Origin of the sequence: Nonomuraea thailandensis (genome assembly GCF_024172165.1) — a bacterium.
GTDB lineage: Bacteria > Actinomycetota > Actinomycetes > Streptosporangiales > Streptosporangiaceae > Nonomuraea > Nonomuraea thailandensis.
Genome location: NZ_JAMZEB010000001.1, coordinates 564,049 through 583,249 on the forward strand (window position 1 = coordinate 564,049; position 19,201 = coordinate 583,249).

Sequence of the window (19,201 nt, forward strand, 5' to 3'; positions counted from 1 at the left end):
CCCGCGGATCGCGGCCGCGCCGCAGGCGCACCGGCACCTGAGACGGCCTCGCTGTCCGAATGACGGCGCAGGTCCCGTCAGGCGTTCCGGACAGCCGCCGCCCCGGTGCGCTACCAGAATCGTCGGTAGTGCTCCGACCTTCAGGCCGGGGGTGAAGCCGACCGTCCCGCGTAGCGGGGCAAGGACAGCCGATTCGCCGTCAGGCGGACCGGCGTCTACCCGTTCAGATGGGTCGGTTCTGCTGCTCGATGTACTGGCGCAGGACACTGATGGGAGCGCCACCTACCGAGCCGGCGAAGTAGGAGCCCGACCACAGCTTGTTCGCCCTGTAGTAGTGGGCGGCAAGTTCGGGGAACTCCTGTCGCAGCCGCCGCGAGGACACCCCCTTCAACGAGTTGACGAGCTTGGACAGGGCGATCTTGGGCGGGAAGTTCACCAGCAGGTGGACGTGATTGCTCTCGCCGTTGAACTCACGCAGTTCGGTCTCGAAGTCGGCGCACACATCCCTCATGATCTTTTCCAGCCGTGTCAGGTGCTCGTCGCCGAAGACCCGGTGGCGGAACTTGGTCACGAAGACCAAATGAGCGTGCAGGACAAAACGCAGTGCCTACCGGTCCTGATATCGCTGTGCTCGGCCATAAGCCAAAAGTATGGTGATCGTGTGCAGCTCCGTTACCGCTTCCGCCTCGACCCGACACCTGGCCAGCAGATCGCGCTGGCCAAGGCGTTCGGTTGCGCGCGTGTCGTGTTCAACGACGCGCTGCGGCTGCGAAACAACGCACACGAGGCCGGCCTGCCGTTCGTCATCGACGCCGAGTTGTCCCGGCAGGTCATCACCGAAGCGAAGAAGCGCCCCGACCGGGCGTGGCTGGGCGAGGTGTCGGCGGTGGTGCTCCAGCAGGCGCTGGCCGACTGCACGAGGGCGTTCCGCAACTTCTTCGCCTCGTTGTCGGGCAAACGGAAAGGCGCGAAACTGGGCGCTCCCCGGTTCCGGTCCCGCAAGGACAACCGGCAGGCGATCCGGTTCACCCGCAACGCCCGGTTCTCGATCACGCCGGGCGCAAAGCTGCGCCTGCCGAAGATCGGAGACGTGGCGGTGCACTGGTCGCGGGAGCTGCCCTGCGAGCCGTCCAGCGTGAGCGTGATCAAGGATGCGGCGGGCCGGTATTTCGCGTCGTTCGTCGTGGAGGTCAGCGCCTCACCTCTGCCGGAAAGCGGGATCGAGAGCGGGATCGACCTGGGTCTTGGACACTTCGCTGTCCTGTCGGACGGGCGGAAGATCGATTCGCCCCGGTTCCTGCGCCAGGCGGAGAAGAAACTCAAGCGGGCGCACAAGGCCCTGTCCCGTAAGGAGAAAGGTTCCAAGAACCGGGCCAAGGCCCGGCTTGTGGTCGCCCGGCAGCACGCCACGGTCGCCGACGCGCGCCGCGAGTTCCACCACCAGCTCTCCACCGAGATCATTCGCGAGAACCAAGCGGTGTATGCGGAGAACCTGGCGGTGAAGGGCTTGGCGCGCACCCGGCTGGCCAAGAGCGTGCATGATGCGGGCTGGTCGTCGTTCGTGGCCATGCTGGAGTACAAGGCGCGCCTGTACGGCAGGACCTTCGTCAAGGCCGGTCGCTGGTTCCCCAGTAGCAAGCTGTGCTCGGTATGCGGAGCGGTACGGCAGGACCTGCCCCTGTCGGTGCGGGAGTGGACCTGCTCCTGTGGTGCCGCCCACGATCGGGACATCAACGCCGCGCTCAATATCCTCGCCGCCGGACGGGCGGAGAGGCAAAACGCCTGTGGAGGGCCGGTAAGGCCGGGCGCGAGCCCGGCACGGCCCGTCGAAGCAGGAAGCCAAGGAAGTGCCGCCGCGTGAACGACAGCGGCACAGGCCAGAATCGTCGGGCTTCAGCCCGGCGAGCGCGTCAATCGGGTGGGTCGGAGATCTCGATGACGTGCAGCGGCTCCTCGAAGGCCCGGATGGCGGCCGTCCAGGACGAGCTGTCGAGGGTGAGGATCGGGCACATGGAGGTGTCGGCCAGAGCGGCGACGTGGGCGTCGCCCCAATCGAGGTCCGTCCGGCCGAGCACGGTGGCCAGGATGATGCCGTGCTCGGGTTCGCCGAGGCCGGCCACGGTGATCTGGCCCATGGTGGCGATGCCGAGCAGAAGGTCTGCGGAGTCCTTGGAGCCGGAGTTCCGGGCGGCCGCGGCGACGGCGACGACGGACATGACCATCGGCTGGCCCTGCTCGTCCCAGCGGGCCACCATCTCCATGAGGTTGAGGTCGCCGCGCGCCAGCTCTATCAGGACGCCGGTGTCGAGGATGAGCGGGGGCAGGGTCACTTGACTCCTTCGCCGTCGAGGGCGGCGAGTTGCTGGGCGACGTGGGCCATCCTGCGTTCCACCAGACGGTGGTCGGCGCCGGTGTGGGCGCGGTCGCGATGGGCTTGCAGGATCGCCCGGCGGCGGCGGTCCTCGCGGACCCTGGCGGCCAGGGCCTCGTTGACGTAGGCGGACAGGGAGCCGGCCTGGAGTTTGGCGTATTCGACCAGCTCGTGATCCAGGGTGACGCTGACGGTGTCTTTGGCGGCCATGGCCGTATCCTAATACCACAGTAAGATCTTTTGCGGTTACCTCTTCCAGGTCGACGGACGTTCATCCCCCGCGGTGGCCGCGCTCCGATGACGCCCTGTCCGGCGGCTCTCACTTCTCCAGGAGCACCCACATGTTCCCGGCGGCGGTCTTCAGCTCGTACTCCGCGACGCGCGTGAAGTCCTCCTCCCACAGCGCGCCGATCGTGAACCCGGCCGCCTCGGCCATCGCGGCCAGATCCGCGCCGTGCAGCAACACCCGGACCCGCAGATCGTGTGCCGCCGCCGCCGAGTCCGCGCCCGTGACGCGCACTCGCTCGATGGTCTCCGCCGTTCGAGTGTCGATCTCCTCGACGGTCCAGTCCACGCGCCGTCCGTCCGCGCCGTACCAGGTCGCGGAGCCGGGGCGTGTGGACAGACCGACGTGGACGAGATAGCCCCCGCCCGCCGTCAAGGAGCGGTGGACCATGCGCAGGTGGCGCTGGACCCGGGATCGGCTACCCAGGCATCTGAGGGAGTTGGCGGCGCAGTAGGCGAACGCGTAGTGGTCCGGCCTGGCGAAGTTGGCCGCATCCGTCACGAAGGTGGACAGCCGCGTGGACAGGCCGCGCCCGGCGGCCTCGTGCCGGAGCCGGTCGAGAGCCTCCTCGGAGAGGTCGATGGCGTCCAGGAGGTAGCCGGCCTCAAGCAGGTGCAGCGACAGGCGGCCCTGTCCGGCGCACACGTCGAGCACGTGCGAGCCTCGGTCCGGCGTCACGGAACGCGACCGCAGGACGGCGAGGATGTGCCGCGCCTCCCACCGTGAAGAGCTGGCCGGGGCGGAGGCGGCGGCACCGTCGGTGGCGACGAACGCGCCGATCATGCCGCATGCGAGCAGGCCGGCGTATCCGGCCGCCGTCAGCTCATGGCTCGCGGTCAGCGCTCCCCTGATGATCGTCTGCGCCCCGTCCCGCGTGACCGCCAGGTCCCCTGAGCCTCCGGCCGCGACCCGGGAGGAGGGCACCACGACCCAGGCCCCGTCCGGCCCCAGCAGCATCACCGGCGGGCTCCTCCGGTACGCACGCCGGAGGGCAGGCCTGTCGCACGCGCCGCCCCCGCGTGTGGGAGGACGTGAGCGACGCGCATCAGCGCCCGCCGGCGGCCGGTCGCACCGATGAGCCGCCTGCGGGAATTATCGACTCGCGGAGCACGCACGACCCGAGGACCCTAACCCTTGCCCTACGGGACTCTCGCGACCATGCCGAAGACGCCGGGTTCCGCGGGGTCCGGGAGGGGGTCGGGGAGGGGGTCGAAGTCCTCCTCGGGACGCCAGCCCTGGAGGGGGACGATGCCCGGATCCAGGAGCTCCAGGCCCTCCAGCCATGCGGCCATGTCCGCCCGGGTGCGGCCGACGACGGCTCCCTGGCGGGTGCGGCCGTACAGCTCACGGCCCTTCTCCGCCAGGTCTCCACTCAGCTCGCCGGGGTGGCCGTGAGAGATGGCCACGTAGCTGCCGGACACCAGCGGGTGACGGAGCTCGGCCACGATGCGGGCCGCCTCCTCATCGTCGGGGATGAAGTGCAGGACGGCCAGCAGCAGCACCCCCACCGGCTGGGTGAAGTCCAGGTGGTCGCGCAGCATGGGGTGTCCGAGGAGGGCGGCCGGGTCGCGGATGTCGGCCGGGACGACCACCGTGCCGGGGTTGTCTGCGAGCAGTGCGCGGGCATGCACGAGCACCACGGGGTCGTTGTCGACGTAGACCACCCGTGAGTTCGGCGCCGCGCGTTGGGCCACCTGATGCACGTTCTCCTGCGTCGGCAATCCGGCACCGATGTCGAGGAACTGGCGGACACCCGCCTCGACGAGAGCACGTACGGCCCGGCTCAAAAAGGCACGGTTGGCCCTGGCGCTCTGGCGCGCGTTCGGCACGGACTGAAGCACCGCTTCGGCGGCTTGGCGATCCGCGGCGAAGTGATCCTTGCCGCCCAGCAAATAGTCGTAGATGCGCGCCGCGCTCGGCACGGTCGGGTCCACACCCGGTAGGTCCATGGACGAAAGGCTAATGGATCAAGCTCCTTTACTGGCAATTCCACAAAGGCTGGATATCGGCTCTTTCCCGACGGCCGCCCCGCCGGTCCTCACGTCGCCGCACCAGAACAGCGATGAGCTTCTCGAATTCCCGCTCAGTTACTGCCTCGGGCGTCGAAGAGGGGGAAGAAGCCCTCATTCGGGCCGACCTTGACGAGGGTTTCGACGACGGTGCCGCGCAGGGTCACGATGCCCACCCCCTGGCGGGTTGTGGCCAGCAGATGGTGCTCGTCGTACCAGCCGAGCACGTTTCCGCCCATCGGGCGGAAGGCCAGCTTGATCCGGGTAACGGCCTTTCCGGTGGCCGTGTCCCACACACAGGCGTACTTCTCCAGGGGCATGCAGGCGGTGACGAAGCGGCGGCCTGACGGGGTGAAGGCGCCTTGACCGTCACCGGCGGGACGGCCGCGGACGTGCCAGGTGCGCCTGACGGAGCCATCGAGGTCGTACCGGCGGATGGAGGATCTGCCGTTCTTGCCCCAGCGAACCACGACGCCCTTGCCGTCGCGCGTCCACTGGAAGCCACCGACCGTGATCAAGGCGTTCTCAATACGGACGAAACGTGGCTTCAGCGAAGGCACCTCAATGAGCGCGATGCCCTCCGAACGGGTAGCGTCCCCGGACTTGCCGACGTCGAGCAGAAGGTGACGGCTGTCCGGGGACCAGGTGAGCCCGCCCACGCTCAGATCGTGCTGCGGCCGGCCGGGAACAACGGGGACAGGCAGCTTCACCGTGGTCGTGACACCGGTCTTACGATCCAGCAACCGCACCTGCGGGACGACCCGCGGGTCCGACGCGCTGAAAGTGGCCTGCCAGCGCTCGTCGGGAGACACACTCACGAAAAAGCCGCCGGTCGTAACGAACACCCGCTTGACCGGGTCCCAGGCCCAGGCCTTCGCGCCCGGCGCACCCTCGTGATGCCCGAGATAGGAGGTGAACTGGACCGGCCGTCCGGCCATCGTGGCCACGACGGTGGCCGAAGTGCCCGGCAACCGCCCGACGGACGGCTGAGCGGGCCCGGCCCCGAGTGCGGCCATCACGGCTACGGCACACCCATAGTGACGATCATTTCGACTCCTGTCAGATAGACAACGAACTTTGACAAATGCCTTGAGAGACCGCACCGTCGAATCGAAAAGTGGCGGTGCAGCGGCTGTCATTGGCAGAAATGAGCGCTGCCGCGATTTCACGCCACTCCGGGAACCTACGACGGCCGCCGAGGCGATCGACAACCCTCGGGCCGTCCGCACCCACGCGACCGTGACATCGCCTGCGGCCAACCGTCCTTGGTGGGAGCCGGGCGCGCTCTCACCACCGCCGAGGTGGACCAGCCTCCCCCAAGGTAGGCACAGCTTGCCGCGTGGACGATGATCTCGTGGCGGATTCCGTCGTCGCCGTCCGGTAGATGCCCACGTCTGGCCGGCCGAGCAGATCCGGCATGCCTTGCTCCACCTTGACGCCCTGTCCGGCCTTGACACCACGGTGTAGAGGGCGGCTCGCGGGCGAGGCGGCGGGGCGCCTTCCTGAAGGATCAGCCGCAGCCCGGGGGACTCACCGTCGGCCGCCCCTGGTGGGCGCCGCCGGCATGCTGTACCACCGTGAAGCAGAAGGGCGCAGCCAGGCCGAGGGCGGAGGCACCGGCCGCACGTGGCACCACCGGACGGCGCCGACGGGCGAAACGGGGCAGGCCATGGGGGGTGAGCAGCCGTTCCTTCGCTGGGAGCAGGACCTCTGGAGTGCTCTGCCGCACCTCTGAGCGCAGGTCCCTGACCCAGGTCGAGATCATTTTGCGAGGTCTCCTCCCCCACCTCGGTCGGGTCGCTACCACCCAGAGCGTGGACTACCCCGCGACGGGCGCGAGACAGGCGCGAGCGCACCGAGCCGATGAGCACCGACAGCGCCTGGGCCACCTCCTCATCGGTCAGGTCACCTCGGGCGATCAGCAGCAGAACGCCACGCTCGCCACACCCCGGCTTCGCCGGCGCAGGCGATCCGTTCCCTGTTCGCCAGGGCCGAGACCCTGGCGACCACCGAGCCGCCGGACGGCGTAGCGGTGCAGCACGGAATTCTCGCCATTCATGCCGCTGAATCGAGCCACGCCTGATCGATCAGGGCCGTCAGCCCTGGCACAGCCACTACTGTCCGACACCTCGACGGCATCGGCGCGAACGTCGCCGGCCGAACGCACGCGGTGGGGGAATCCGTGCCGGAGAAGGCTCAGGTGACCTTCCGCGTCCTGGGGCCGCTGGCGATCAAGGTCGCGAGCCAGGAGGTCCCGACACTCGCCGGCAAGCACCCGAGTCCTGCTCTCTGCGCTCCTGCTGAGAGCCCACGACCCCGGTTTCCACGGCGGAGATGTCCGACTGCATCTGGAGCGGCGCGCCCCCGCCAACGCGCGCGCCGCGGTGCGGACCGCTGTCGCCCGGCTGCGTACCGCGCTCCAGGTGCCCGATCTGATCGTCGCCCGGCGCGACGGCTAGCGATCAGGGTGTCCGAATCCACGCTGGACCTGCATCGTTTCCGCGATCTGGTCATACGGGCGTAGGCGATCACGCGTAGCGGTCCGGCCGCTCAGGCACCGCTGCTGCGCCAGACTCTGGCCTTGTGGCGGGGCCCCGTACTCGAGAACGTGCCTTTCGAGAGGTTTCGGAGCCTGGCCGCGCAGAGCCTCGGCAAGGAACGGCTCAACGCGATGGAACGCCGGATCGACGCTGAGCTGTCCCTCGGCCAGCACCGGCAGATGCTGGCCGAACTGCGCGCGCTCACAGCCGAGCACCCGCTGCACGAGCGCCGATGGGGTGGCTGATGGCCGCGCTGCATCAAAGTGGCCGGCACGCGGAGGCCCCGGAGGCGTTCCGGCTGCTGCGCCGGGGGATGGACACGGTGCCGATCGTGGTCGTGTGCGGCGCGCCGGAAACGGGGAAGACGGCGTTCGCCGTCCACGTGGCGCACCGGCTCCGCACTGCCTTTCCTGACGGTCAGTGGTTCGTCCGGCTCAGCACGTCCGACGGACATCCTCGCACCCTCGCGGACGTCCTGGCCGTGATGCTGATCACCGCCGGCATCGAGCAGGCGGACATTCCCGAGGGCCTGGGCGCACGGGCGGCACGACTGCGCGCGCTGCTGGTGCTGGACGACGCCCGCGTTCTGACGCTCGAGCCGCTGAGCCAGGACGAAGCCGTGGGCCTGCTCTCCAGGTTGATCGGCCCGGCGACTCCGCACGGGATGCTGACCGAGATCTCCCGGCTCTGCGACGATCTCTCTGGCCCTACGCCTGACCGCGATCAACATGATGGGCCGCTCCCCCACCGAGCGGGCGCGCTACCTCGCCGGGCTGCGCTCGCGGGATCGGCTCTGCCTGCTCACGGTGCCAGGTGATCGGGCAACGGCGGTACGCGCTTCGCTCGACCGTTCCTACGAGTCGCTGCCTGCGTCCGCTCGGCGGCTCTTCCGCCTGCTGCCGCTCCTGCCAGATGACGACTGCACCCCGGAGGCTGTCGCGGCGATGCTCGAGGGGCCGCCGCACGAGGCCGAGTTTCTGCTCGAGACGATTGTGGCAGCCCATCTGGTGCGCAGGCAGGCTCCGGGCCGTCTGCGCGCCGGTCCCCTCCTGCGTCTCTACGCGCGCGAGCGGCTGGCTGATGAGGAGATGTCCGCCGCTCAGCCCGTCTCCTCATCATGGAGGTGAGGAGGACGCTCGCAGAACGGAGCGGCACGGCCGCCGAAGGGCCGCCGTGGCGAGGGGACGGCGCCAGGCATCGATCAACATCCAATACCGATGTGACCACCGAACAGCCCAGGGTGCGGCGATGAGCAGAGATCCGGCGCTCTCCGGCGTTCGCAGGCTCAGATGGCGCCTGGCGGCGGTGTCGCTGACGCTCGCGACCCCCACAGCTGTCCATCTGACCATGGGGCTGTCCTGGGTCTGGACACCGTCCATGCCGCTTCCGCTGCTCCGAGCGGTGACCGCCGCCGGCCTGCTCGACGCATGGTTGCTCGTGGACCTTCTCACCGCGTCAGGCGTCCTGGGCGCGGCCGCTGTGGCGATGCTCGCGGCGAAGGAACGGGGGCTGGGAGTGCTAGTGATCGCCGGGGTGTCGGCGGCCAGCCTCACCGCGGCCCTCAGTGGAGGAGGGTGGCTCCCGGCAACGTACGGCCTGGCGTATGCGGCGTCGGCGGCCATCATGGCCCGCAGGTAGCGCGCCATCCCTCGGCCAGCCCGCTCTCCTGCGCCAGGATGGCCGCCTGGACCCGGGAGCGCAACTTGAGCTTGGACAGCACCTTCGACACATGAGTCTTCACGGTGGTCTCGCTGATGAAGAGCGTGGCCGCGATCTGCGCGTTGGACAGGCCCCTGCTGAGGCAGACTAAAACCTCACGCTCCCGCTCGGTGAGCTCGTCGAGGTTCAGCACGGGCTTGGCGGCGGGCGGCTTCAGCGAGGCGAACTCCTTGATCAGCTTACGGGTGACCTGCGGGTCGAGCACACCCTCGCCCGCGGCGACCCGGTGCACGGCATCCACCAGGTTGCCCGCCTCCACCGTCTTGAGCAGGAAGCCCGCGGCACCCGCACGGAGCGCCGCGTAGACGTACTCGTCGAGGTCGAACGTGGTGAGTACGAGCACCTGGCACAGCCGCTCGGCGACCAGCTCGCGAGTGGCGGTGATGCCGTCCATCCCGGGCATCCGCAGGTCCATCAGCACCACGTCCGGCCGCAGCACCCGGGCCTGGCGGATGGCGGACGCACCGTCGGCAACCTCGCCCACCACCTCGATGTCGGCCGCGCCGCCCAGGAGCAGCACCAGCCCGGCACGTATCGCCGCGTGGTCGTCCGCTACCAGAACCCTGACCGTCATGGTCTGGCCTGCATGATGGGCAGAACCGCGCGCACCAGCCAGCCCGCGTCCGACGGACCGGCGGCGAGAGAACCCCCGAGAGCCGCCGCGCGCTCCCGCATGTTGAGCAATCCGGTCCCGGTGCCGTCACCGCTCGCGGACGGGGCGGGCAGCTCGTTCACCACCTCGACGGTGAGCGAACCACCAACAAGCCGAACCTCCACCCGTGCCCGCGCCTGCGGTGCGTGTTTCATCGCGTTGGTCAGCGCCTCCTGGGCGATCCGGTACGCGGTGAGGTTGACCGCGGCGGGCAGGGTCACCGATTCGTCGATGTCCGAACGTACCTCGATGTCCATCCCGCTCGCTCGCGCCGATTCCACCAGGCTGGACAGTTCGGAGAGCCCTGCCGGGGCGAGGGTCTCGTCTGTGCCGCTCCCGTCGGCGCGCAGCAGCCCGATCATCGTGCGCATCTCCTCCAGCGCGCGGACACTGTTCTCCCGTACGGAGGTCAGCACCGACCGCGTCGGCTCCGGGGAGGCGTTGCCGGTCGACAGCACGGCTTCGGACTGAATGGCAATCGCGGACAGGTGCCCGGCGATCACATCGTGCAGGTCTCGCGCCATCCTCGCGCGCTCCGCGGCGATCGCGGCCCGCTGGCCCAGCTCGCTGATCCTCGCCAGCTGCATGGCGCTCCGGCGCTCGGCGCCAGCGATCTCCTTGTGCTGCCGGATGTTCGTCGCCCACCACAAGGGGATGACGAGGAAGGGCAACACCGCCAGCCCGGTCACGAGAGCCGTCCGGAGATCCGGCGTGAACATCATCATGACCACGACCGACGCGATCGTGATGGCCGCCGTGATCGGGACCATGTCCCGGCTGAGCCGCCGCGGGCCGTACAGGGTCGCCGCGTAGAGCAGATCGGCGAACACGATCAGCACCGCCATGCTCGCGCCGAACACGCTGTCGGCGGCCAGCAGCACGAACCCGACGGACAGGGCCGTCATGGGCGCTCGCCGCCGGAACAACTCCACGGCACAGATGGCCCCGAACAGGACGGGATGCAGCCATCCCGGCGGTGTGAGGCCGGTCTCGAACAGCGGAGACCAGCCAAGCGCATGCAGGAGAAGGCCGATCCCGACCGAGCTAGCGGTGATGGCCACATCCTGCTGCCACTCCGGCAGATCCCTCAGCCGCATGGTCGTGCGCGTGGCGCGAGGTAGCACAGGTACATCCCAGCACAGCCGGTCATGGGGCACATCATACGAAGTGATGAGACGTACTCGTCCGACTCTCCGATGGGAGCCACGAGCCGGCGCGACCATACTTCTCTACTGGTCACCAAGGGGATCGTGGCGGAAACACCCGTGAGCATGCCGGCTCGCCGAGGGGATCCGCCCACGGTCGCAGACGCCGTCGAATCAGGAGCTAGGCATGACCGGGAACATCGAGAAAAGCGAGAAGGACGGCGGCCGCAAGTGGGCGCCGTGGTACGTCTACGCAGTGCTGATCATCGGCGGCAACTACATCAAACAAAGCTTGCTCGAGGACGCGCCGGTGTTCATCAATGTGATTGCGACCGCGATAGTCGCGGGGGTCATCTTCCTTCTCGTCACGGCGGTCTACCGCAGCATCTTTGCACGCGGGCGGCGGTCGCTCTGATGACCGTCCGGTAGCCCGGAGTGTCTTGTTAACTGCGACCATGCGGGTCGCCGGGCCAGTCGGAGCGAGGCCAATGTGGATCAGCAGGCGGCGGAGAGCAATAGTCAAGACCTGTGGATCATGAGTCCTAGGCGGCTGTCGGGACGGGTGATTCTGTCGGGCGCTTGACGAGTTTGCCGTTGATGAAGGTGGCTCCGGCGCGGACCAGGGCGACCAGGTGGGCGCCGTTGACCGCGCGCCAGCGGGACTGAGCGGACTCGATCAGTTTGAAGGCCATGGCCAGGCCGGCGGCGCGGGATCTGGGCCCCTTGGTGACCTTGGTGCGGTGCCGGACGGTGGCGAAGGTGGATTCGATCGGGTTGGTGGTGCGCAGGTGCCGCCAGTGCTCGGCCGGGTAGTCGTAGAAGACCAGCAGTTCCTCGACGTCGTCGGTGACCTTGGCGGCGGCCTTGGGAAACTTGGCGCCGTAGGCGGCCTGGAAGGCGGTGACCGCGGCCAGCGCGTGGTCCTTGCTCTCGGCGTTCCAGATCTCCGCGAGAGCCTTCTTCGCGCCGGGGTGGGCCGACTTGGGGAGTGCTCCGAGCACGTTGGCGATTTTGTGAAGCCGTCAAGAAATAGGCTGTCGATTTCCGTAGTTCGCCTGGTCGAGGGACTATGACGAGGCCCAGAAAGGGCGGCAGGGGCTCTTGCTGCACTTGCGTGGCATTGCTCAGCACATAGGGGCCGGAGGGGACGTCCTCGGGCCATCGCCTGACAGGTGACACGCCGACAAGCTGCTTCTTGACGGATCCTGTGAAACCAGCACCTCTGCGCTTTGGTCTGCGGAAACACCTCGGCCAGCGCGGACCAGAAGCCGAGCGCGCCGTCCCCGATGGCAAGCACCGGGGCGCGCATGCCGCGCCGGGCGCAATCGCGCAGCAGATCGGCCCAGGATTCGGTCGATTCGCGGTAGCCGTCGGTGAGCGCGACGAGTTCCTTGCGGCCGTCGGCGCGCACTCCGATCAGCACCAGCAGGCAGAGTTTGTGCTCCTGGAGCCGGATGTTGACGTGGTGAAGTCGGACCGGGGCGCCGTGCCGGTGTTTCCATGGGCGGGTTTCCCCGGTCCGCTTCCCGAACCGGACGTGCGCCTCGTCGACGCATCCGGCTCTCCACAAGTCGCGCTGGGTCTGTGCTGTTTGTTCCTCATGCGACGTTCGGCCACGGGGATGGGATCTTGGCTCCCCGGTAGCGGTAGCGGGTGGTCCGCACCTTGCCGGGGTTAAACATGATCACGTCACCGTCGGCGGGCCACCATCCGTTTCCGCAGTAGCGTCGGCGGAGTTCCCTCCAGGTAATTCCGGGGTGTTTGCGGCGTATCCAGGCGATGACCTGTCGCCAGGTGAAGGCGCGCAGGTAGCCGAAGGAGATGCTGGACACCCCAGGTTGAAAGTGGTTGGTCCAGCCCCGCAGCACCGGGTTGAGCTGGCGTAGCAGGGCTTCGAGCGGCAGGTTGATGTTCTGTCGGCACCGGGTCTTCACCTTGCCGATCACAGCTGCGAGAGCCTTGCGTGAGGGGTAGGTGTAGACGTAGCGCCGGTTGGTGCCTCGTTTACGGCGGCGCTGGATGTGCCAGCCGAGGAAGTCGAGACCCTCGTCGATGTGGGTAATCAGGGTCTTGTCCTCCGACAGGCGCAACCCCATCGCGGACAGCACCCCGGCGATCTCGTCCCGCAGAGCCTCCGCGTCGGCCCTGGTGCCCGACACGACCAGGCACCAATCGTCGGCATATCTGGTCAGCCGGTAGTTCGGCAGCCCATGGCGACGACGGGTGAGCCGGTCGTTGCGGCTCGCGCCCGGCCCGCCCGAAGCCTGGGCGATGTACTCGTCCAGGACGGACAAGGCCACGTTGCTGAGTAACGGGGACAGGATCGAACCCTGCGGGGTTCCGGCGTCGGTCCTTCGCAGTACGCGATCCTCGTCGAGGATCCCGGCCTTGAGAAATGCCTTCACCAGAGCCAGAACGCGTTTGTCTCCCACACGCGCCCGCACCCGGCCCATGAGGGCGGAGTGCGAGATCTCGTCGAAACAGGCCTTGATGTCGCCTTCCACGACCCACTCATAGGAGCGGGAGGTGAAATGGCGGATCTCGGTCACCGCATCATGGGTCCGGCGGTTCGGGCGAAACCCGTAGGAACACGGGAGAAATCCGCCTCGAAAATCGGCTCCAACACCAGCTTCAAGGACGCCTGAACCACCCGGTCCCGAACAGTGGAGATCCCCAGGCGGCGACGCTTGGTCGTGCCCGGTTTCGGGATCATCCGTTCCCTTGTCGGTAACGGGCGGTTGCGTCCACGAGAGTGGTGTACGAGTTTGAACTGCTCACAGGCGTGGCGCCGTGAAATGGCGACGGCCATCGCGTGATCCTTCGAAGGCGCAAACCAAGATCGAAGGAGACCACGTGATGGCCGCGGACAACAGTGTGACGCCCGAGCAATGGCTGGCGCAGCAGATCCAGACCGGTGACCCCGACTTGTTGCGATCCATGGTGAAGACCATGGCCGAGACGTTGATGTCGGCCGAGGCCGACAACCTGTGCGGGGCTGGCTACGGCCAGCGCAGCGACGAGCGGACCAACCGGCGCAACGGCTACCGCACCCGCGAGTGGGACACCCGCGCGGGCTCGATCGAGCTGGCCATCCCGAAGCTGCGCTCGGGCTCGTACTTCCCGGAGTGGCTGCTGGAACGCCGGCGGCGGGCCGAGCAGGCGCTGATCAGCGTCGTGGCCACCAGCTACCTGCTCGGTGTCTCCACCCGGCGCGTGGACAAGCTGATCGAGCAGCTCGGTATCAAGCACATCTCCAAGAGCCAGGTCTCTCAGATGGCCAAGACGCTGGATGAGCAGGTCGAGGCGTTCCGCACCCGGGCACTCGATGCCGGCCCGTACACCTTCGTCTGGCTGGACGCCCTGACCCAGAAGGTGCGCGAGGGCGGCCGCATCGTCAACGTGCACGTCCTAGTCGCCACCGGGGTGAACGCCGACGGCCGGCGCGAGATCCTCGGCCTGGACGTCACCAGCGCCGAGGACGGCGCGGGCTGGCTGGCGTTCCTGCGCGGCCTCGTCGCGCGCGGCCTGGCCGGTGTTCAGCTGGTCATTTCCGATTGTCACGCCGGGCTGGTGGCGGCGATCGGTGCCACGCTGGCGGGTGCGTCGTGGCAGCGGTGCCGCAGTCACTACCTGCGAAACTTGCTGACCTGCGTGAACAAGTCGGCGCAGCCGTTCGTGGCCACCCTGGTCCGCACCCTGTTCGACCAGCCCGACGCTGCCTCGGTGCGCGCCCAGCACGCCTGGGTCGTGCAAACGCTGGAGGCCAAGCACCCGGCCGCCGCCGAGCATCTCGACGCCGCACGCGAGGACCTGATCGCCTTCGCCGCCTTCCCGCGCGAGATCTGGCCCCAGATCTGGTCCAATAATCCGCAGGAACGGCTGAACAAAGAGATCCGCCGCCGCACCGACGTGGTCGGTATCTTCCCCGATCGATCCTCGGTCATCCGGCTGGTCGGCGCGGTGCTGGCTGAGCAGACCGACGAATGGGTCGAAGCCCGCCGCTACATGGGCCTGGACATCCTCGCCAAGGCCCGCATCCGAGTCGTCCCCAGCGACACACCAGCCCAGAACCCGCTTCCGCAGACACTTACCGCTTAACCTGCAGAAACAGGATCACGCGAAGATCGATTCATACACCACGTCCGTGGACGTGACCTAACGGGCGGAAACTGCGGTCCTTGATCTCGGTCCGCAGCCGGTCGAGAAACACCTCGACTCCTACTTCGGCCTCCACGTAGTAGGCATTCTGCCCATCTACGCCAGCCGTGCGAGCTCCCTTGTTGCCCCGCACCCGATCCCATGCCACCAGCAAGAAGCCGGGATCGGCGACGAGATTGAACAGATCATCGAACCTGCGATGAGGATCATCACTGGCCCACCGATGCAGCTTGGTCTGGATCTCCAGTACCCGGCGCTCAGCCTTGAGCAGAGCGTGTGCCAGTTCGTCGGTATTCACCGGCGGCCTCCTGGTCTTCCAGCACTTCGGCTGCTGACTTGCTGGTCCCCTTCGCCCTGTGACCGGCTTCCCGGTCTCCGTGACGGGTCGTAACGCCCGCGACTACTACGAGACCTCCGCCCCATCCGGCGCCCTCAGCGGACGACGCGCCTGCCCGTTCCCGTGCTGGCCGCACGGGACTGGGGCGACACCGGATGGTTCCCACGTTCACCGCATCACCGATCGACGGGGGTCGGCGCCCAGCTCTGCCCCAGCGGTATCGCCACGACTACGCCGTGGGCCTTCACCGTGGCCTCCTGCCGGAAGGCATCCATCCCGGCTCGGAGTTCCCGCCCGGCATTGCGCCGAACGGTGCGCACCGCAACCCAGCCCAGATCCGCCAGGTTCGAGCTGGAGGGCCGATTGAGGGGCTTTAAGCACTGGTTTCTCACGTACGCCTTTCCGTCTCGCTGGCCGAACCCGCGCTGTCTGGCAGTGCCAGCGCGTCTCGGCGTTGTCAGGGCTGCTTCCCGCCCTTCCCGGCGTCTCCCGGGTCAGGCTGCCCTCAGCTTCACCCGGCTGCCACGACAGCCTGAGTGGTGGAGGTCTTCCACCTCCACTCGGTCATGCAGCGCCTCGTGGCGCACGATGCCATCGGCCCACAGGTAGACGTAGTCGACGCCGGACAGGTCGCGGGCGGCGAAGGCGCGCTGTTCGGCCGTCCACTGCTCGGTGAGTTTGGTGATGACCGGCGCCGACAGCCCGTTACTGGTGCCGAGGAACTGGCCCAGCGCCGGGACGAAGTCGCCGGTGGACAGGCCGTGCAGGTAGAGCAGCGGCACTACTTTGGGCGAGCACGGCCTGGGTGTCGTGCCGGACGGCGGCCAGCAGGTGAGTGACACTGTCGCCGGTACGGCTGCCGCGCAGAGTCTTGCCGTCCACGGCCAGGCCGAGCAGGGGTGATTTGGCGGCAGTGATCGTCTGGGTGGTCGTTTCCGGCGAGTGGCCGGTAGTGATCGCGGCGAGGTAGGCGCAGGTTGCGGCGTCGAAGACGTCGCCGTCCAGGCGGGCCGGCAGCCGCCCGAGGGTGCTGGCGGCCAGCCGGGTGGTGGCCGGAAGTCCGAGCTGGGTGCGCAGGCCGGGGTCGTATCCGGTGATGATCCGGGTGATCTTCGCCATGGATGCCGCTCCGCCGAGGACGGCGAGCAGGGACAACGCGAGCAGGGGGCCGAGCTGGTAGCGACGTCCTCGGCGGTGGCGTGGGCCGGGTACGGCATCCAGCACCTCGGCCAGGGTGGGCAGGTCGTAGGCGGGGTCGGTGAGGGTGACGTGCTCCAGGTGGCGGGGAGCACGTCGATCGGGGATGATGTCACGCGAACGCGGCCCCTGTTCTTGATCGACTGGCTAGACACCGACGATCATGAGCGGTCGCGTTTGTCATCTCCGCACCTGGGCGCCCTACTTGCCCACCCGGCTCAGGGGTGCAGCAGTCTCACCAGTCGAGAACGTAACGGCCCTGGGTCGCCGGTGCCGGCATTTTCGTCGGCGTCAGCTTGTCGCAGCCAGTTCTGCAGATGCGAGCGGCTGACGCCCAGGTCCTCGGCAAGCTGGAGGAGCGGTTTGTCACCTTGGTGCGCGAGTTCGACCGCGCGCCGCCGGAATTCGGGAGGGTGTGGCGAGGGCTTGGGGACACCCTCCTATGATCAAGGAGACCTCGGGCCCAGCGTCCGAAGAACGGGTGGAAGCTCCGTCTAGCCTGCGTTCCGCATAATTCACCTTGCCTGGAGGCACGAAACATAGGATGAGCTGCAGGTTTTCCATCGACTGCCCGAATCGTTCGTTTCTCTAGGAGTCCACAACAGTCCAGGTCAGCAACGCGGTCGATCGGGCCGAGGGGCCGACAATGGGCCGAAGAACAGCGGTGGCAAATCCCTGCAAGCAGGGGCAAGTTGCCGACCTCCGAGTGGCGTGTGGCATCGACGCCCTATCGTCGATGCTGCGGCGGTCCGGGCCAGGACATGGGTCAGATTCCGAAGAGAGCGCCGTATGGCCTCTCCACCTGCGGAAATGCCAGAGCCTAGAGAAACGGCCTGTGGCCGCCGAGAAGGTGAAGCCACAGGCCAGCAGGCATGCCGTCGCTCCAGAGGTCCCGAATTACGCGGAACGCGGGTCTAGGTTTCCCGAAAGCTGCGGGACGTCAGCGCCGCAACGCCGATGGTGATGAGGAGTAGCCCATCGATGAGGGCGATGGTGGCGGGTCCCGTCACCTCGGCAAGCCCACCGGTCCCTGCAAAGGTCGCTATAACGCTCAGGTTCTGAGTGAGAGTCATTGTGGCTGTCGTGCGGGACAGATGTGATTGAGGGGACGCGTTGATCGCCAGTGGGGTGAGATGGGTGGCCGCGAGGCCGTAGCCTAGTCCGGCCACCGACGATCCGACGATTCCGATGGCAAGGTTAGGTGTCAGGGCGATGATTCCTATTCCTAGGCCCATGGTGACGATTCCGGCTGCCGAAGTGGGGCCGAGACGGTGCAGTACTCCGTACCGTGCGATCAGAATCGCCACGAGGAAGAAGGTTCCGCTCTGGGAAGCGACAAGCCATCCGACCGCAGTCACTTCCCAATGGTGCATCCGCGCAAGCAGCGGTAGGAGGAGAGGTGCCGCGGGAGCGAAGAACGCTGCCGCCCCGGCCATGACCAGGAGCGAAGGCCTCAGCAGAGGATCTCGCGCCGCGAGCAGGATCCCGTCGCGGGCCTCTAGGAAGAGGTTTACTCGCTGCTCCGATGGCGGTGGGGTGACGCCTGGCCGGACGGCCAGCAGCGTCACGATGACCACGGTGTAGGCTACAGCGTTGATCAGTGCAGCTCCTGTGAGGCCGCTGACGCCAGCTATCACACCGCCCAAGGGGGCCCCGGCGAAGGCCGCCATCTGTTGCCCCGCCTTCTGAGTAGCATGCGCACGCGGTAGCTCATCCTGACGGACCAGCCTGCGCACCATCGAGGTCGAAGCAGGCAGATAGAAACCGTTGCTCGTTCCGACGATCATGCTGTAGCTGGCCAGTACCCAAACGGTGGTGCCCGCGAGCACGATGATGGCGGCCAGACTAAGTGAAGCCACCACAGCCACCGTCAAGGTGCTGAGCATGACGCGGTGGGGACCCACCCGATCCGCGACGGCGCCTCCGATCGGCAGGAGGATCATCTGAGGGATGACTCCGCATGCCAGCACGATCCCCGCGACACCGCCGCCGTGTACGGTCGCCGCCCATGGCAGAGCGATGGAGAAAGCGACGTTACCGGTTGTGGCTAGCGTGGTGCCACAGACCCATCTCTTGAAGTGAGAGGGTAGCGGCCCTTTGACGGCCGTCGTGGATCGGGTGGAAGTCACGACGATTCTGGTACTCGATGGGGTTCGATGGTTGATACGAGTGCGCGACCGGCCTCGGTCAATGGAAGTTCTGCAACGACGGTGGCGTGTGCGGCGATCAGGTCTTCGCGCGCTCGCATCACCCGCTCAGGAATGGCGTGCTTGCCTAGTCGGGCATGCCATTCACACAGGCGTGCAAGGACGAACAGTTGATGAAGGAGGCCGACGGCGGGGCGGGGATCTTCCCGCAGCGGGGTCTCATAGAGCTTGCCGCCGTCGTCGAGGAGGCAAGGCGTGCTGGCGAGAATGCTGTTCAGTCGGACGTGGGAGGATTCATGAACGATTTCCTCCGCGAGTTTGGCAATAGGCTCCGAAAGCTCGACCGCCCTGAGAGCGAAACTGCCCCTCGGAGAGCATCTTCTCTGGCAACGCACCACTCCACGTGCCGTACCGAACAACCGGAACGAACGTAGCGGCACTGATCACCAACCAGTCACACGCGGCCGTTTGCGCAGGTCAGAACCAACTTTGTTGGAAATTTCTTCCTTGCTACCGGGACCCCGGACATAGATCATGCTGGCCATGGTGCGGGCCGAGTTCCGCCGCGAGGTGCTAGCCTTCGACGCCGAGGATCCGGTCTTGATGCCAGCGCGTGCCGCGCAACCGGCTGCTGCGGCCG

At 67.5% G+C, this 19,201-nt stretch carries 19 protein-coding genes and 6 pseudogenes; 7 read left to right on the forward strand and 18 right to left on the reverse strand.

Going from position 1 to position 19,201, the window contains the following annotated elements:
* Positions 1-223: 223 nt before the first annotated feature.
* Positions 224-639: pseudogene (gene tnpA / locus HD597_RS02630) on the reverse strand (IS200/IS605 family transposase).
* Between the two features lie 22 nt (positions 640-661).
* On the opposite strand from tnpA, the gene HD597_RS02635 reads away from it, so the two are divergent.
* Positions 662-1,861, forward strand: coding sequence for an RNA-guided endonuclease InsQ/TnpB family protein (locus HD597_RS02635; RefSeq protein ID WP_253740077.1), 1,200 nt, complete (start codon positions 662-664; stop codon positions 1,859-1,861).
* Positions 1,862-1,910: 49 nt separating this feature from the next.
* Here the strand turns inward: HD597_RS02635 and HD597_RS02640 are convergent, their stop codons facing one another.
* From HD597_RS02640 to HD597_RS02660, 5 genes are all read right to left on the reverse strand, one after another.
* The gene (locus HD597_RS02640; RefSeq protein ID WP_253740078.1) at positions 1,911-2,330 is read right to left on the reverse strand and encodes a hypothetical protein; all 420 of its coding nucleotides are present in this window, start codon (positions 2,328-2,330) and stop codon (positions 1,911-1,913) included.
* On the reverse strand, positions 2,327-2,581 hold the full coding sequence (locus HD597_RS02645; protein ID WP_253740079.1) for a type II toxin-antitoxin system CcdA family antitoxin: 255 nt from the start codon (positions 2,579-2,581) through the stop codon (positions 2,327-2,329). Before HD597_RS02645 ends, HD597_RS02640 begins: the two co-directional genes overlap by 4 nt.
* Before the next feature lie 109 nt (positions 2,582-2,690).
* On the reverse strand, positions 2,691-3,614 hold the full coding sequence (locus HD597_RS02650) for an SAM-dependent methyltransferase (RefSeq protein WP_253740352.1): 924 nt from the start codon (positions 3,612-3,614) through the stop codon (positions 2,691-2,693).
* 182 nt (positions 3,615-3,796) lie between these two features.
* Positions 3,797-4,606 (reverse strand): SAM-dependent methyltransferase, encoded by an 810-nt coding sequence (locus HD597_RS02655; protein WP_253740080.1) that lies wholly within the window; start codon positions 4,604-4,606, stop codon positions 3,797-3,799.
* A gap of 134 nt (positions 4,607-4,740) precedes the next feature.
* Positions 4,741-5,682, reverse strand: a complete 942-nt coding sequence (locus HD597_RS02660; RefSeq protein WP_253740081.1) for a WD40 repeat domain-containing protein — start codon at positions 5,680-5,682, stop codon at positions 4,741-4,743.
* Between the two features lie 1,511 nt (positions 5,683-7,193).
* Here HD597_RS02660 and HD597_RS02665 point away from each other — a divergent pair.
* The 4 genes from HD597_RS02665 to HD597_RS02680 all read left to right on the forward strand — a co-directional run bounded on the left by HD597_RS02665 (position 7,194) and on the right by HD597_RS02680 (position 8,844).
* The gene (locus tag HD597_RS02665) at positions 7,194-7,451 is read left to right on the forward strand and encodes a BTAD domain-containing putative transcriptional regulator (RefSeq protein WP_308210563.1); all 258 of its coding nucleotides are present in this window, start codon (positions 7,194-7,196) and stop codon (positions 7,449-7,451) included.
* Positions 7,451-8,023: a hypothetical protein gene (locus tag HD597_RS02670; RefSeq protein ID WP_253740083.1), complete on the forward strand. Its 573-nt coding sequence runs from the start codon at positions 7,451-7,453 to the stop codon at positions 8,021-8,023. The genes HD597_RS02665 and HD597_RS02670 overlap by 1 nt, the downstream gene beginning before the upstream one ends.
* The gene (locus HD597_RS02675) at positions 8,013-8,333 is read left to right on the forward strand and encodes a hypothetical protein (RefSeq protein WP_253740084.1); all 321 of its coding nucleotides are present in this window, start codon (positions 8,013-8,015) and stop codon (positions 8,331-8,333) included. The genes HD597_RS02670 and HD597_RS02675 overlap by 11 nt, the downstream gene beginning before the upstream one ends.
* A 121-nt stretch (positions 8,334-8,454) precedes the next feature.
* Positions 8,455-8,844 (forward strand): hypothetical protein, encoded by a 390-nt coding sequence (locus tag HD597_RS02680; RefSeq protein ID WP_253740085.1) that lies wholly within the window; start codon positions 8,455-8,457, stop codon positions 8,842-8,844.
* On the opposite strand, the gene HD597_RS02685 is transcribed toward HD597_RS02680, so the two are convergent.
* Together HD597_RS02685 and HD597_RS02690 are read right to left on the reverse strand one after the other, a co-directional pair.
* The gene (locus HD597_RS02685; protein ID WP_253740086.1) at positions 8,828-9,499 is read right to left on the reverse strand and encodes a response regulator; all 672 of its coding nucleotides are present in this window, start codon (positions 9,497-9,499) and stop codon (positions 8,828-8,830) included. The two genes, HD597_RS02680 and HD597_RS02685, sit on opposite strands and share 17 nt — an antisense overlap.
* Positions 9,496-10,734: a sensor histidine kinase gene (locus HD597_RS02690; RefSeq protein WP_253740087.1), complete on the reverse strand. Its 1,239-nt coding sequence runs from the start codon at positions 10,732-10,734 to the stop codon at positions 9,496-9,498. Before HD597_RS02690 ends, HD597_RS02685 begins: the two co-directional genes overlap by 4 nt.
* 175 nt (positions 10,735-10,909) lie before the next feature.
* Between HD597_RS02690 and HD597_RS02695 the strand changes: the two genes are divergently transcribed.
* A complete protein-coding gene (locus HD597_RS02695) occupies positions 10,910-11,137 on the forward strand; it encodes a hypothetical protein (RefSeq protein ID WP_253740088.1) in 228 nt (75 codons plus the stop codon).
* A 127-nt stretch (positions 11,138-11,264) separates the two neighbouring features.
* Here HD597_RS02695 and HD597_RS02700 read toward each other — a convergent pair.
* The 4 genes and pseudogenes from HD597_RS02700 to HD597_RS65690 all read right to left on the reverse strand — a co-directional run.
* Positions 11,265-11,734: pseudogene (locus HD597_RS02700) on the reverse strand (transposase); the annotation flags it as partial.
* A 189-nt stretch (positions 11,735-11,923) separates the two neighbouring features.
* Positions 11,924-12,175, reverse strand: a pseudogene (locus HD597_RS02705) (transposase); the annotation flags it as partial.
* Between the two features lie 145 nt (positions 12,176-12,320).
* Entirely contained in the window at positions 12,321-12,668 is a 348-nt protein-coding gene (locus tag HD597_RS65685; protein ID WP_308210564.1) for a group II intron maturase-specific domain-containing protein, read from the reverse strand.
* Positions 12,669-12,752: 84 nt separating this feature from the next.
* A pseudogene (locus HD597_RS65690) lies at positions 12,753-13,298 on the reverse strand (reverse transcriptase/maturase family protein); the annotation flags it as partial.
* Between the two features lie 280 nt (positions 13,299-13,578).
* On the opposite strand from HD597_RS65690, the gene HD597_RS02715 reads away from it, so the two are divergent.
* Positions 13,579-14,820 (forward strand): IS256 family transposase, encoded by a 1,242-nt coding sequence (locus tag HD597_RS02715; protein ID WP_253740345.1) that lies wholly within the window; start codon positions 13,579-13,581, stop codon positions 14,818-14,820.
* Positions 14,821-14,851: 31 nt separating this feature from the next.
* On the opposite strand, the gene HD597_RS02720 is transcribed toward HD597_RS02715, so the two are convergent.
* The 6 genes and pseudogenes from HD597_RS02720 to HD597_RS02740 all read right to left on the reverse strand — a co-directional run bounded on the left by HD597_RS02720 (position 14,852) and on the right by HD597_RS02740 (position 18,980).
* The gene (locus tag HD597_RS02720; protein WP_253740090.1) at positions 14,852-15,178 is read right to left on the reverse strand and encodes a hypothetical protein; all 327 of its coding nucleotides are present in this window, start codon (positions 15,176-15,178) and stop codon (positions 14,852-14,854) included.
* A gap of 626 nt (positions 15,179-15,804) precedes the next feature.
* A pseudogene (locus HD597_RS02725) lies at positions 15,805-16,002 on the reverse strand (IS256 family transposase); the annotation flags it as partial.
* A complete protein-coding gene (locus HD597_RS02730) occupies positions 15,923-16,441 on the reverse strand; it encodes a transposase family protein (RefSeq protein ID WP_253740091.1) in 519 nt (172 codons plus the stop codon). The pseudogene HD597_RS02725 and the gene HD597_RS02730, both read right to left, overlap by 80 nt.
* 191 nt (positions 16,442-16,632) lie before the next feature.
* Positions 16,633-16,815: pseudogene (locus HD597_RS66560) on the reverse strand (transposase); the annotation flags it as partial.
* A 513-nt stretch (positions 16,816-17,328) separates the two neighbouring features.
* Entirely contained in the window at positions 17,329-18,543 is a 1,215-nt protein-coding gene (locus HD597_RS02735) for an MFS transporter (protein WP_253740092.1), read from the reverse strand.
* Complete coding sequence (locus tag HD597_RS02740) at positions 18,540-18,980, reverse strand: aKG-HExxH-type peptide beta-hydroxylase (RefSeq protein ID WP_253740093.1); 441 nt, start codon at positions 18,978-18,980, stop codon at positions 18,540-18,542. Before HD597_RS02740 ends, HD597_RS02735 begins: the two co-directional genes overlap by 4 nt.
* Between the last annotated feature and the right edge of the window lie 221 nt (positions 18,981-19,201).